We start from the raw sequence: 12,585 nt of genomic DNA, 5'->3' as shown, positions 1-12,585 counted from the left end.
CACGACCATGGATTCCAACCTTGCCGTACGCGCCCTCGGCGCGCTTGCTCATGATTCGCGTCTTGCGATCTTCCGCGCGCTCGTGGTTGCCGGAGAAAATGGCATGGCGGCTGGCGAAATCGCACAACAACTGGGTCTCGCACCTTCGAGCCTCTCGTTCCATCTCAAGGATCTGTCCCATGCGAATCTCGTGAAGTCGCGCCAGGAAGGACGCTTTGTCATCTACACAGCGAACTTCGATGCAATGACCGATCTGCTGGGCTTTCTCACGGAGAACTGCTGCGCCGGCGCGGCGTGCGCTGTGAATGCGCTTCCGCAAGCCTGCGGCAGCAATTTCAAATCCTCGCGATGACCACCAACGTACTCATTCTGTGCACCCACAACTCCGCGCGCAGCGTGCTTGCCGAAGGCATGCTGAACCACTGGGCGCCCAAGCTCGGCAAGGACGTGCGGGCCCATAGCGCAGGCAGCGCCCCGAGCGGACGCATCAACCGGTTCGCGCTGGAGGCGCTTGCGAACGCGGGAATTGACACGCAGGGCTATCGCAGCAAAAGCTGGGACGAATTCGCAGCAAGCGGTGCCCAGCCAATGCGCGTGGTCATAACCGTGTGCGACAGCGCAGCGGCGGAGCCATGCCCGTACTGGCCAGGCAGTCCGGTCAAGGTGCATTGGGGATACCCCGACCCATCGCATGCCGCAGGCGGCGACGAAGGCAAGCGGCAGGCGTTCGAACTCACGCGCCAGGCCATTGGCTATCGCATGCTTCAGCTGCTCGCCATTCCTCTGGATGACTTATCAAACGCCGATCTCCAGCACGCGCTGAATGGCATCCTGCACAGCTAACACGCTCCACAATCCCAATGAATACGCCCAATGCGGCCGCCGCTGCGAATGCCGCGCTCAAGCCCGCCATCAGCTTCTTCGAGCGCTACCTGACCATCTGGGTCGCGCTGTGCATTATTGCGGGCATCGCGCTGGGTCAGGTTTTTCCGGGCGCTTTCCAATCCATCGGCCGCATGGAATACGCACAGGTCAACCTGCCGGTCGGCCTGCTCATCTGGGTAATGATCGTTCCGATGCTCGTCAAGGTCGACTTCCGCTCGCTCCATGAAGTCCGCCAGCACATCAAGGGCATCGGTGTCACGCTCGTGGTGAACTGGCTCGTCAAGCCGTTTTCCATGGCGTTGCTGGGCTGGTTGTTTATCAAGCACGTGTTCGCGCCGCTGCTGCCTGCCGCGCAACTCGACAGTTACGTAGCCGGCTTGATCCTGCTGGCCGCCGCGCCATGCACGGCCATGGTGTTCGTCTGGAGCCGGCTGACCGGCGGCGATCCGCTTTTCACGCTGTCCCAGGTCGCCTTGAATGACAGCATCATGGTGGTCGCGTTTGCGCCGCTGGTCGGCCTGCTGCTCGGCATTTCCGCCATTACGGTGCCGTGGGCGACACTGCTCACTTCGGTCGTGCTCTATATCGTCATTCCGGTAATGCTCGCGCAGCTCCTGCGAAAGCTGCTGCTCGCCAACGGACAAACGGCATTCGACGCAATCATGGCGAAGATCGGCCCCTGGTCAATCACCGCGCTGCTGGCAACGCTTATCCTGCTGTTCGCCTTTCAGGGGCGGGCGATTATCGAGCAACCGCTCGTGATATTTTTATTGGCAGTCCCTATTCTTATTCAGGTCTTTTTCAACGCGGCGCTGGCCTATGGGCTCAATCGCGCTGTCGGCGAAAAGCACAATATTGCCTGCCCGTCCGCGTTGATTGGCGCGTCCAACTTCTTCGAGCTGGCCGTGGCCACCGCGATCGGCCTGTTCGGCTTTCACTCGGGCGCAGCCCTCGCAACCGTAGTTGGCGTGCTGATCGAGGTGCCGGTCATGCTGCTCGTCGTGCGCATCGTCAATCGCTCTAAAGACTGGTACGAATGCGCGTGACCGACATGCCCGACATCGGGCCTTATCTGGTGGGCCGGTATAGCGAACGCCATCCCACGAACCTTGGCTCAGGACGCGCGCTCGTCATTCAATACGAGCCGCGCTTCCAGCCCGCCTCCCGGACGGTTGTGCAACGAAAGCCGCGCCCCCATTGCACTAGCCAGTTGACGCGCAATCGCGAGACCCAGCCCGGTGCCGCCCGTCCCGCGATTGCGCGAGGTTTCGAGCCGGTGGAACGGTTCGAACACCGCTTCCAGCGCATTCTCTGGAATGCCCGGCCCCCGGTCTAGCACCGCGATCGTGACCTGCGCCTCACCCGGCCCCTCGATCAAGGCGATCTCCGCCGCGCCCGCGAATTTCAGCGCATTGTCGACGAAATTGCCAACAATGCGCTTGAGCGCCTGCGCGCGCGTCACCACCGCGAGCGGCACGCGCGTTTCGTAGCGCACATCGCGGCCGGCATCGGTGTAATCGCACACGAGACTGTCGAGCAGCGCGTCAAGATCCACGCGCACCGGCGTCTCGGCGGTGCCATGCAGCGTGCGCGCGTAGGCCACGCCCTCTTTCACGAGTTGCTCCATCTCCTGGAGATCCTGCCTGAGCTTCGCGCCCTGTACGTCGTCGTCCATGGTGTCCACGCGCAGGCGCATGCGCGTGATCGGCGTTTGCAGGTCGTGCGAAATGGACGCCAGAATCTGCATGCGTTCGGTCATATAGCCCGCGATGCGCGTCTGCATCGCGTTGAATGCGCGCGCGGCGCGCGCGACTTCGGAGGGGCCGCCCTCGTCCAGATGCTCCGCCCTGAGGTCGGGGCCTAGCGCGTCGGCGGCGCGCGCGAGCGCATCGAGCGGACGCGTCGCGATGCGCACCGCGAGCCAGCAGCACACGGCGAGCACGACGAGTTGCAGAATCAGCACGAGCGGCAGCCAGCGCGAAAGCGGCAGCGCCGTTTGCGGGCGCACGTCGACGGTGAGCGGCGAGCCGTCGGTCAGCCGCAAATGCACTTGCAGATGCTCGCGTTCGCCGGGAATCGCATTGGCCGTGAGCGCATAGTGCTTGCCGATGCCCTTCGCGATAGCCGACTCGTAGCGCCGCGAAAGCTGCGCGTCGGGCGCGACGCCGGGCATGCCCGGGTCAAGCATGAAGGTATAGCTGCGCCGCGCAAGCTTCGGCAGCCAGGCGGCGCGCTGCGCGGGCGGCAGATTGTCGAGCAAGGCCACCGAACTGGCCACTTCGCGCTCGACATAATCCATCATCATATTGGCCGTAGTTTCGTCGCGCTCGGTGAGCGTGAGCCAGACCGAGAGCGTCTGCGCCAGCGCGAGACCGACGCACAGTATCAACGCGAGCCGTGCAAACAGCGTGCGCGGCCAGTGCAACAGCGGGCGGCGCGGAGCCTCAGCAGCGGACGCATCGCGCTGCGCGTCGTGACTCGCGCTGCTCATTGCGGCCCTTCGATCACGTTCACGGCGGACGAGAACACGTAGCCCTCGTTGCGCAGCGTCTTGATGTAGCGAGGCTCGCGCGCGCCGTCGCGCAGGCGCTGTCGCAAGCGGCTCACGAGCAGATCGATCGAGCGGTCGAACGCGTCCGCCTGGCGACCTTGCGTGAGGTTCAGCAGCTGATCGCGCGTCAGCACGCGCTGCGGGTTGTCGAGAAACACGCGCAGCAGCCGGTATTCCGCACCGGACAGCGCGACGAGCGTGCCTTCCTCGTCGAGCAGATGGCGCGCCGTGGTGTCGAGCCGCCATTCGCCGAAGCCGAGCATCGACGCCGTTTCGCTCACCTGCATGCCGGGCGGCAGCATGCGCGTGCGGCGCAACACCGAGCGGATGCGCGCGAGCAGCTCGCGCACGGCAAACGGCTTCGCGAGGTAATCGTCGGCGCCCATTTCAAGGCCGACGATGCGGTCCGTTTCCTCGCCGCGCGCCGTGAGCATGAGCACCGGCACCGCGCGAAAGCGGCTCGCGCGCAAGTCGCGGCACAGCACGAGACCGTCTTCGCCGGGCATCATGAGATCGAGCACGATGAGGTCGGGCGCGCCGTTCTCGAGCACCGCGCGCATCTCGCGCCCGTTCGCGGCAAGCGACACGCGCATGCCGTTCTTTTCCAGGTACCCGGCAATCAGCTCGCGAATACCGCGATCGTCATCGACGATCAGAATGTGGTCGGCTTTTTCCATGTGCCGATCATACTCTGCGCGGGGCCGCCTTGCGCCGGCCATTGGGCACGATGTTCTCGCGGGGCGTGGACGTCGCGAGCGAGCACGTAAGCGGACGCACGGCCTCGTTCGCCAGCCCGCCCGCCAGCAGCGCGAGCACCGCAACGAGCCGTTTCATGCGTCCTCCACCACCGAAAGACTGGCGCCGTCGTTCAGGCCGGCTTCCAGCGCGTAGGGGTCCACGCCGTCGAGACAACCGAGATTCACGCGCCATAGAGCGGAGTCCTTGCGTGTCTGATGAAACGGGTAAATGCCGCAGTGCTTGCAAAAGTAGTGCTTCGCCACGCGCGTATTGAATTGATAGAGCGTGAGCGCGTCTGTGCCGCTCACGAGGGTCAACTCGCTCGCGGCGAACAATGGCGACATCAGCGCGCCCTTGCGGCGGCACAGGCTGCAATTGCAGCGCGAAGCGGGCGTGAGCGCGGTGCGGACCTCGAAGCGCACGGCCCCGCAATGACACGATCCGTGCAGCGTTTCCTCATTCATGGAGCATTCTCCTCGTTGCGTCGATAGCGATGGATGCTTTATAGCGCAGCGCGCACTTCGGCATGTATCCCAATGTATCCGCGCGAGTGGCCGATACAAAACATTGCACATGCACGCCGGCATCGTCGAGAATGAACACGTGCTCCTACCCATTGCCATGCCATGAAAATCGCTGCAATCTCGGACATTCACGGCAATCTCGCCGCGCTGGACGCCGTCCTGCACCACATCCGCTCGCAGGGCGCGGACCTGATCGTCAATCTCGGCGACATCGTGTCGGGATCGCTCTTGCCGGCCGAGACGGCCGGCCGGCTGATGGCGCTCGATCTGCCCACCATTCGCGGCAACCACGAACGCCAACTGCTGGCCAGCGACGTCGAGCACATGAGACAGTCCGACCGCTTCGCGCGTGCTGCGCTGCGCGCAGATCAACTCGACTGGATCGCGCGGCTGCCCGCAACGCTGCGCCTCGCTGACGACGTGCTCATGGTCCACGCCACGCCCGAAAACGATCTCGACTATTTTCTCGAGACCGTGACTGAAGCGGGATGCCGCGCCGCCACCCAGCAGGAAGTCGAGCGCCGCGCGGGCCACGGCGCCGAGCGCCTGATTCTGTGCGGACATACGCATATGCCGCGCAGCATGAGGCTCGGCGATGGGCGGCTTGTGGTGAATCCTGGCAGCGTGGGGCTTCAAGCTTATGACGATGACCTGCCGTGGCCGCATCACATCGAAACGGGGTCGCCGCACGCGCGCTATGCGACGGTCACGCGCACAAAGTCAGGCTGGGAGGTCGAGTTTCACGCGGTGGAGTACGACTGGGATGCGGCCGCGGATCTGGCCCGCGCCAATGGGCGGCCCGAGTGGGAACGGGCGTTGCGTGAAGGGCGGTGTTGAGGGGGAAGTGCGGGTCAGCACGTCAATGAACGGAACGTTCTTTTCCCCAAGCCGCATTTGCTCGCCACCAAGATGCTCAATTTTCCCCGCTCTCTCGCCATTGAAAAGGCATTGAATGTGTCTGCGAGACGCATTTCGGGCAATCGCGTCAATCCGGTTCCCGTCACGCGATCTTCAAAACACCGTGGCAAGGCGCCCCTCGAGTAAGCAGGCTCGTTTCCGACGTCGTGCGCGACATGGCAACAAACGGTGAGAAGATCCCCGAGCCTATCGCAGATCGTGCATATAGGGGGGAGTTCAAGGTTCGGATTCCTCCGCAGGCCCATCGTGCTCTCGTGATTCAAGCCGCCGAACAAGGTGTCAGCCTGAATTGCCTCGCAAGCGCAAAGCCAGCACGGCTGGCAGGAACCTTGAAGCATACCGTTGAATTCGAAAAGCGCCATGAATCGGCTCCGTTGCAGTTGAGTTCGCTGAGCGTGTGGCCAGTCGGAATGGGAGCAGCCAAGCCGCGCCATTCTCTCTCACGTTCACATCGAAATGGCAACCTTCGTACGCTCGCACAAGAATACTTCCGGCATGACCTCCGTGGCGGCCCCTGCTTGCGGCCCGAAATTGAACCACAAGAACCGGATATCCCTCGCCCACCTCCCGTCGCTAGACTCGATCCCATAGCCTGCGAGCCGCGCCAACCAATCAGCATTCTTCGAAGATTCAATTTAAAAGCACTACCAGGTAAATCAACCTGCCATCGGAAACCACACCATGAGCAATCCTCACGCGCAATCGGTGGTCAACCGTCTCGCTCACGCGAGCCTCGCCGCGCAATTCAGCGAACAGATATCCATCGCCGTGATTCCGATAGCCGCTGTCGTGGCGTTCAATGCCACGGCACAGCAAACCGCCGCGTTGCAAGCGGTCAACACGCTGCCGTTCCTGCTGCTCTCGCTTCCCGCCGGCCTCGCTGCCGACCGCGTGCGCCGCAAAAATCTCATGGTGGCGACGGAGCTCATGCGCGCCGCCGCCCTCTTCGTGCTGTTAGCGCTGTTCTGGCTCCACGCGCTCACGCTCGTCACACTGGCCGCGCTCGGGTTCGCCATCGCCACCGGCACCGTGGTGTTCAGCGTGGCCGCGCCCTCGCTCGTTGCCGCGCTGGTCGATGCCGGCAGCCTGCTGGCCGCCAACCGTCGGCTCGAAATCGCTCGCAGCATCGCCTATACGGCTGGGCCTTCGGTGGGCGGCATTCTTGCCGGCTGGGGTAACGGCGTACTCGCTTTTCTCGTCGCATTCGCACTCTCGATCGCGAGCGCGTGCTTTATGGGGCGTCTGCCCCATGAGGCGCGCCGTGCGCCCTCGGGCCGGCATGTCGCGCAGGAACTCATGGATGGCCTGCGTTTCATCGGCGGCAACCCTTGGCTGCGCCCCATCGTCGCGACCGCTTTTGTGTTCAATACGTCGTGGTTTCTTCTGCTCTCCGTGTTCGCGTGGTATGCGATTCATCGGCTTGCGTTCGGTGCGTCGGAGGTGGGCTTCGCTCTGGGTGTCTATGGGCTCGGCATGATCGCTGGGGCGTTTCTCTACAACGGTCTCGCGCGCCGGCTCGCATTCGGCCAGCAGATTCTGCTCGGTCCTTCGTGTGCCGCCGTGGCCGCGGTGCTCATGGCGAGCAGCAGCGTGGTGCACGCAAAGGCACCGGTATTCGCTGCGTTTTTTCTGTTCGGCTTCGGGCCTATCGTGTGGACCATCTCCACCACCTCGCTACGCCAGCTCGTGACGCCCGGCCCGCTCGTTGCGCGCGTATCTTCGGTGATCATGATGGCGACAGCGGGCGCCCGGCCACTGGGGGCTATGCTGGGCGCGTGGCTGGCCATGCGATTTGGGACGGGCAGTTGTCTCGTGGGGGTACTGATTGGATTCGGTGCGCAGTTGGTGATCATCGCGTTTTCGCAGCCGGTGCGCTTGCGGTCAATCGCGGCGCTGAGTGACGCGCCGGAGGCTGTCGCGAGTTGAACGATCACTGGGCAACTAGTTTGGCATTCTAATTAATTTGCGTGGTTTCGCGCTTTTTGGTCGCCTTTCCGTCGCGTTTCCTTGTGTTCTAAAACTCCAAATTTGCGAAAAATCTCCACGTGGAGATTTTTATAGGGCTGGATCGGCAGCCAACGAGACAGCACGCCGACAAGTTCAACCGAGGTTAGAGTCGCGGGTCTCAGCAACCTCAAAAATAAAAGTTCAATCGACGTCGAAAAATCATGATCTGCGTTCAGCACTTTCATCTTCAGTGGAAAATTTCATTTACTCGTACCCTATAACCACCTTTCCGGAATAAATAATCGGCACACTGAAATCGTCACTTGCAATGCAAGCTGACACATCGTCGGACTCGAATCGCATCAGAGTCATTGAGGATGTGCATTTCATCTAAATTTCCAGCATCTTTAAAGGATTAGTTATGCCGAGCAATATTTCTCCGGCTGGCAACAATTACGTGGAACCAACCATTCGTGAGATTCCCGGATCTGATGGGTGGTATAAGGAAGTCACCCAACCGCTGGATAACAATAACACTGGGCAATTTTTTATAAACCCCTCAAATCATATTCTTTGGAGCCACGTATTTTCCAAAAACGGGGGAACAGCCGGCGGTTCCGAATTCGATCCGAATACGGGCAAGCTTACAAGCCTTATGACGAACAAACCGGACGGCACTACGGTAGCAAATACCTATGACAAGGAGGGCAACCTCTCCAAGTCGGTGACTACAACTCCGTCTGCCGACGGTCTCGGTGTGGCGGAAGAAGACGTATACCAGCCTCACGGCGATTCCACCTACACAAGCTATCACGGCAGTTTACCCAGCCAGACAGTTACGATCGGCGCGAATGGGAGATTAAAAGAGACTCAGGATTTCGACGCAAGAACAGGTTTGCCAACCAAAACCATGATCGACGGCGAAAACGGCAACTACACCGTCAACACGTTCGATGCTGAGGGCAAGCAGGTGTCGTCACAGAGCTACGACTATTACGATCAGCCCATCAAGGATGGGCAAGCTGGCGCCGGCACGCCGGCGGGTGGTGGGACAGGCCAGTCCGACGGTGCAGGTCAGTCAGGCGACGCGGGCGGCGCAGGCACGTCTCCTGCCAACGTCGAAGAGGCCGGCGGCTCCAACCCCGGTGAAAAGACGGAGCAAATCGAAGAACCCAGCTCGGCGCCCTCCGGCGATGAGGGCTGATAAAAACGCGGCCAGGCGTTGACCTGCACGCAACCCAGACGATAGCCAACGGCCGGCCGCCCACGAGCCAATGCTCAGGCGGCAGGCCGTGTTGCGCACCAACCGGCGCGCAGCTACCGCATCACGCGTGCTCGATTCACTCGAACAATTTCATCACATCGTCGTAAAGCGCCTGCGGAATGCGCACGCCATCGCGTTCGCTGCGCTCGCGCGCCTCGAAGCGCCGCTGCGAGGGCAAGCGCGCGCCCTGCCCCACCACGGCGGCAAAAAGCCGTTCGGCTCTTTCCTGTCCGGCAGCGTAATCGGCACCGAGGAACCGGCGCGGATCAATCGCGATCACCAGTTCACCATGGCAAGGGCTTGCGCCCGCGCCGTCGTCGAAGGCTTGCGATTCCATGCTTGTAAGATCGCCGATCAGCGCGCCCGCGAGCAGTTCCACCATGGCCGCCAGCGCCGATCCCTTGTGGCCGCCAAACGTCTGCATCGCGCCTTCCAGCGCGGCGCGCGCGTCGGTGGTCGGTTTGCCTTCGCTGTCGATCGCCCAATGGTCGGGAATGGGTTTGCCCTCGCGCGCGTGCAGTTCGATATCGCCGCGCGCAATCGCGCTGGTCGCGAAGTCGAACACGAACGGATGCCCGTGCTCGCGCGGCCACGCAAACGCAATCGGATTGGTGCCGAACACGCCACGCGTGCCGCCGGCCGGAGCGACCCAGCTATGGCTCGGGTTCATCGCGAGGCCGACCAGGCCCTGCGCCGCTATCGCCTCAACCTCGGGCCATAGCGCCGAAAAATGGAAGCAGCGATTGATCGCCATTGCCGCGATGCCTTGCGTACGGGCCTTTTCCGCGAGCACCGGCAAGCCTCGCTCGAAGGCGAGCAGCGAAAAACCGTAATGCGCATCCACGGCGAGCACGCCCGGCGATACATCGCGCAAGGTGGGCTCCGCACCCGGATCGACCTTGCCGCTGCGCACGGAACGCACGCAGCCGAGCAAGCGGTAAATGCCGTGCGAATGGCATTCGTCGCGCTGGCCCTGGGTGATGACATGCGCGATCGCCTCCGCGTGCGCGATCGACAGGCCATGGTGCACAAGCGCCTTGCGCGCCAAAGCAAAAAGTTCGTCGAGCGAAAGCACGACGCCGGACTGTTGGCGTTGCGATTGATTAGTCATCCTCACGCACCTCGCGATCGATCACGCCGTCCACGCGACGCGTAAGTCCGAGCGGATTGGCCGCGCGCAGCGCTGCAGGCAGCAACTCGTCGGGCAGGTCCTGATACGAAACGGGGCGCTGGAAGCGCTCGATGGCGCGGCTGCCCACCGAGGTCGTGCGCGCGTCGCTGGTCGCCGGAAATGGACCGCCGTGCACCATCGCATGGCCGACTTCCACGCCCGTGCCAAAGCCGTTCGCGAGGATTCGCCCCGCCTTGCGCTCGAGCGTCGGCAAAAGCGCGCGGCAAGCCTCACGGTCGCTGGCGTCCAGATGCACGGCTACCGTCAACTGGCCTTCCAGCGCCTTGAGCACGTCATGCAGTTCGTTCAGATCCTTGCAGCGCACGATTAGCGAAGCCGGTCCGAACACTTCGTCGCGCAGTTCGGGTTGGGAAAGAAATGCATCGGCAGTGGTCGCGAAGAGCGCCGCCTGGGCGTCGAAGCGTCCGCCTGCCGCGCCGCTTGCGAGCCGCTCCACACTCGGGTTAGCCGCGAGACGCTCGACGCCCATGCAGTAGTTCGCGTGAATGCCGGGCGTAAGCATCGTCGCTGCGCTCGTATTCGCAACCGCCGCGCTCGCGGCCTGCTCGAATGCGTGCAGGGGTTCGCCTCGCACGGCGAGCACGAGGCCAGGATTGGTGCAGAACTGCCCCGCGCCCTGCATGAGCGAAACCGTGAACGGCTGCGCAATCGCCGCGCCGCGCGCTGCCAGCGCGCCCGGCAGCAACACGACCGGATTGATCGCGCTCATTTCCGCATAGACGGGAATCGGCTCGGGGCGCGCGTTCGCAATCTTCAAGAGCGCCACGCCCGCTGCGCGCGAGCCCGTGAAGCCTACCGCCTTGATACGGTGATCGGCCACCAGCGCCTGGCCGATGGCGAGCCCGCTGTCGAACAGCATCGAGAACACGCCTTCGGGCAGACCACAGATTTGCACGGCGCGCTGGATCGCGCGCCCGACGAGTTCGGACGTGCCCGGATGTGCGCCGTGCGCCTTCACAATCACGGGGCAGCCAGCCGCCAGCGCCGAGGCCGTATCGCCGCCCGCCACCGAAAACGCCAGCGGGAAATTGGACGCACCGAACACCGCCACGGGCCCCAGCGCGATATTGCGCAGCCGCAGATCCACGCGCGGCAGCGGCTTGCGCTCGGGCTGCGCCGGGTCGATGCGCGCGTCGACGCAATCGCCATTGCGCAGCACCGCTGCAAAGAGCCGGAGCTGCGTGATCGTGCGCCCACGCTCGCCCTCGATGCGCGCGCGCGGCAAGCCGGTCTCGGCCATGCAGCGTTCGATCAGCGCATCGCCGATGGCATTGATCTGCTCTCCTATCGTTTCGAGGAAGACCGCGCGCGCTTCCAGTTCCGTCTCGCGATAAATGTCGAAAGCGGCTTCCGCAAGCGCGCATGCGCGCTCCAGGTCCTGCTGGGTCGCGCCGCCGAATGCGGGTTCGAGCGCCTCGCCCGTGCGGGCGTCGATGCCGTGAAATGCGCCGTTCGTGCCTGGCACGCTTGCCGCGCCGATCAGCGACTGGCCGGTGATAGTCATAATGCCCCTGCAAAAATGCAAACCGGGCCAGTAAGGCCCGATTTCAAAACGAATGGAAAGATCGCGTTCAACAACGCCAGGTTTTAGAGGCCCACGTCGGGCAGTTTCGGACGCGTTGCAAGCGCCTTCTCCATCACGGCCTTAACGTGCGCGAGCGCTTCGCCTTCCAGCGCGAGGCGCGGCGCGCGCGTGAGCGCGCTGCCGCGGCCCACGAGTTCTTCGCACAGCTTGATGCACTGCACGAGGTCGGGGCGCGCATCGAGGTGCAGCAGCGGCATGAACCAGCGGTAGAGCGCGAGCGCTTCGTCGAAGCGCTTTTGCTTCGCGAGCCGGAACAGCGTCTCGCCTTCCTTCGGGAACACGTTCGACATGCCCGAGACCCAGCCCTCGGCGCCCACGGCAATGCTCTCGACCACCACGTCGTCGAGGCCCGCGAACAGCACGAAGCGGTCGCCCACGGCATTGCGCAGATCGATGAAGCGGCTCGTGTCGCCCGACGAATCCTTGAAGCAGACGATGTTCTCGCAATCCTGAATGGCGATCAGCACATCGGGCGTGACATCGTTCTTGTAGATCGGCGGGTTGTTGTAGACCATCACCGGCAGGTCGGTGCTCGACGCCACTGCGCGGAAGTGCGCAGCCGTCTCGTGCGGCTTGGCCGAGTACACGAGCGCCGGCATCACCATCACGCCGTCCACGCCCACGCGCTGCGCTTCGCGCACGGTCTGGCGTGCGAACTCGGTGGTGAACTCGGCCACGCCCGCGATCACCGGCACCTTGCCGCCCGCGGCGTCGCGCGCCGCTTCGATCACGGCCAGCTTCTCGCTGGTGTTCAGCGAAGTGTTCTCGCCCACGGTGCCGCACACCACGAGGCCCGACACGCCGTCCTTGACGAGGTTGCTCACCACCCGGTGGGTTGCCTCGATGTCGACCGAGAAGTCCGGCTTGAACTGGGTGCTGACGGCGGGAAACACCCCGCTCCATTGGATAGCGTTACGGCTCACGGTGACAATCTCCTTCGGTGAATGGGTCCGCCAACATGTGGTGTGGCGATGGGAGAAG

Annotated in this window: 13 protein-coding genes and 1 pseudogene; 7 read left to right on the top strand and 7 right to left on the bottom strand. The window is 63.2% G+C overall.

Annotated elements, in window-relative coordinates:
* Positions 1–7 precede the first annotated feature (7 nt).
* Genes NH14_RS19380 through arsB form a run of 3 tightly spaced genes read left to right on the top strand, consistent with a single transcriptional unit; the run spans position 8 to position 1,931 of the window.
* Positions 8–352, top strand: a complete 345-nt coding sequence (locus NH14_RS19380) for an ArsR/SmtB family transcription factor (RefSeq protein ID WP_035524537.1) — start codon at positions 8–10, stop codon at positions 350–352.
* Positions 349–843: an arsenate reductase ArsC gene (locus NH14_RS19375; protein WP_035524535.1), complete on the top strand. Its 495-nt coding sequence runs from the start codon at positions 349–351 to the stop codon at positions 841–843. The genes NH14_RS19380 and NH14_RS19375 overlap by 4 nt, the downstream gene beginning before the upstream one ends.
* A gap of 17 nt (positions 844–860) precedes the next feature.
* Complete coding sequence (arsB, locus tag NH14_RS19370; protein ID WP_035524532.1) at positions 861–1,931, top strand: ACR3 family arsenite efflux transporter; 1,071 nt, start codon at positions 861–863, stop codon at positions 1,929–1,931.
* A gap of 68 nt (positions 1,932–1,999) precedes the next feature.
* Here arsB and NH14_RS19365 read toward each other — a convergent pair whose 3' ends face one another.
* The 4 genes from NH14_RS19365 to NH14_RS19350 are packed head-to-tail and all read right to left on the bottom strand — an operon-like array spanning position 2,000 to position 4,638.
* Positions 2,000–3,376 (bottom strand): sensor histidine kinase, encoded by a 1,377-nt coding sequence (locus tag NH14_RS19365; protein WP_084225266.1) that lies wholly within the window; start codon positions 3,374–3,376, stop codon positions 2,000–2,002.
* Positions 3,373–4,113 (bottom strand): response regulator, encoded by a 741-nt coding sequence (locus tag NH14_RS19360; protein WP_035524530.1) that lies wholly within the window; start codon positions 4,111–4,113, stop codon positions 3,373–3,375. The genes NH14_RS19365 and NH14_RS19360 overlap by 4 nt, the downstream gene beginning before the upstream one ends.
* Before the next feature lie 7 nt (positions 4,114–4,120).
* A complete protein-coding gene (locus NH14_RS19355) occupies positions 4,121–4,270 on the bottom strand; it encodes a hypothetical protein (RefSeq protein ID WP_167556487.1) in 150 nt (49 codons plus the stop codon).
* On the bottom strand, positions 4,267–4,638 hold the full coding sequence (locus NH14_RS19350; RefSeq protein WP_035524528.1) for a GFA family protein: 372 nt from the start codon (positions 4,636–4,638) through the stop codon (positions 4,267–4,269). Before NH14_RS19350 ends, NH14_RS19355 begins: the two co-directional genes overlap by 4 nt.
* 162 nt (positions 4,639–4,800) lie before the next feature.
* On the opposite strand from NH14_RS19350, the gene NH14_RS19345 reads away from it, so the two are divergent.
* The 4 genes and pseudogenes from NH14_RS19345 to NH14_RS19330 all read left to right on the top strand — a co-directional run bounded on the left by NH14_RS19345 (position 4,801) and on the right by NH14_RS19330 (position 8,767).
* The gene (locus NH14_RS19345) at positions 4,801–5,535 is read left to right on the top strand and encodes a metallophosphoesterase family protein (RefSeq protein WP_035524526.1); all 735 of its coding nucleotides are present in this window, start codon (positions 4,801–4,803) and stop codon (positions 5,533–5,535) included.
* Positions 5,536–5,705: 170 nt separating this feature from the next.
* Positions 5,706–5,924 (top strand): annotated as a pseudogene (locus tag NH14_RS33885) (toxin-antitoxin system HicB family antitoxin); the annotation flags it as partial.
* Between the two features lie 373 nt (positions 5,925–6,297).
* Positions 6,298–7,542 carry an MFS transporter gene (locus NH14_RS19335; protein WP_035524523.1) on the top strand — a complete coding sequence of 415 codons (1,245 nt, stop codon included), beginning with the start codon at positions 6,298–6,300 and terminating at the stop codon, positions 7,540–7,542.
* A gap of 442 nt (positions 7,543–7,984) precedes the next feature.
* A complete protein-coding gene (locus NH14_RS19330) occupies positions 7,985–8,767 on the top strand; it encodes a hypothetical protein (protein WP_152617102.1) in 783 nt (260 codons plus the stop codon).
* A gap of 136 nt (positions 8,768–8,903) precedes the next feature.
* Here NH14_RS19330 and NH14_RS19325 read toward each other — a convergent pair whose 3' ends face one another.
* The 3 genes from NH14_RS19325 to NH14_RS19315 form a co-directional block, all read right to left on the bottom strand.
* Positions 8,904–9,938 (bottom strand): Ldh family oxidoreductase, encoded by a 1,035-nt coding sequence (locus NH14_RS19325; protein ID WP_035524516.1) that lies wholly within the window; start codon positions 9,936–9,938, stop codon positions 8,904–8,906.
* The gene (locus NH14_RS19320; RefSeq protein ID WP_035524513.1) at positions 9,931–11,523 is read right to left on the bottom strand and encodes an aldehyde dehydrogenase (NADP(+)); all 1,593 of its coding nucleotides are present in this window, start codon (positions 11,521–11,523) and stop codon (positions 9,931–9,933) included. Before NH14_RS19320 ends, NH14_RS19325 begins: the two co-directional genes overlap by 8 nt.
* A gap of 83 nt (positions 11,524–11,606) precedes the next feature.
* Positions 11,607–12,527 carry a dihydrodipicolinate synthase family protein gene (locus NH14_RS19315; protein ID WP_035524511.1) on the bottom strand — a complete coding sequence of 307 codons (921 nt, stop codon included), beginning with the start codon at positions 12,525–12,527 and terminating at the stop codon, positions 11,607–11,609.
* Positions 12,528–12,585: the final 58 nt, after the last annotated feature.

It is taken from the genome of Paraburkholderia sacchari, from assembly GCF_000785435.2.
GTDB lineage: Bacteria > Pseudomonadota > Gammaproteobacteria > Burkholderiales > Burkholderiaceae > Paraburkholderia > Paraburkholderia sacchari.
The sequence above is the reverse complement of the archived record's forward strand: the minus strand, read 5'-3'. Positions and strand labels throughout refer to the sequence as shown.

Coding starts and splice junctions, on each gene's coding strand:
- NH14_RS19330 (WP_152617102.1), top strand. CDS start 7,985: ATGCCGAGCAATATTTCTCCGGCTGGCAACAATTACGTGGAACCAACC.
- NH14_RS19375 (WP_035524535.1), top strand. CDS start 349: ATGACCACCAACGTACTCATTCTGTGCACCCACAACTCCGCGCGCAGC.
- NH14_RS19335 (WP_035524523.1), top strand. CDS start 6,298: ATGAGCAATCCTCACGCGCAATCGGTGGTCAACCGTCTCGCTCACGCG.
- NH14_RS19320 (WP_035524513.1), bottom strand. CDS start 11,523: ATGACTATCACCGGCCAGTCGCTGATCGGCGCGGCAAGCGTGCCAGGC.
- NH14_RS19380 (WP_035524537.1), top strand. CDS start 8: ATGGATTCCAACCTTGCCGTACGCGCCCTCGGCGCGCTTGCTCATGAT.
- NH14_RS19365 (WP_084225266.1), bottom strand. CDS start 3,376: ATGAGCAGCGCGAGTCACGACGCGCAGCGCGATGCGTCCGCTGCTGAG.
- arsB (WP_035524532.1), top strand. CDS start 861: ATGAATACGCCCAATGCGGCCGCCGCTGCGAATGCCGCGCTCAAGCCC.
- NH14_RS19325 (WP_035524516.1), bottom strand. CDS start 9,938: ATGACTAATCAATCGCAACGCCAACAGTCCGGCGTCGTGCTTTCGCTC.
- NH14_RS19355 (WP_167556487.1), bottom strand. CDS start 4,270: ATGAAACGGCTCGTTGCGGTGCTCGCGCTGCTGGCGGGCGGGCTGGCG.
- NH14_RS19350 (WP_035524528.1), bottom strand. CDS start 4,638: ATGAATGAGGAAACGCTGCACGGATCGTGTCATTGCGGGGCCGTGCGC.
- NH14_RS19360 (WP_035524530.1), bottom strand. CDS start 4,113: ATGGAAAAAGCCGACCACATTCTGATCGTCGATGACGATCGCGGTATT.
- NH14_RS19345 (WP_035524526.1), top strand. CDS start 4,801: ATGAAAATCGCTGCAATCTCGGACATTCACGGCAATCTCGCCGCGCTG.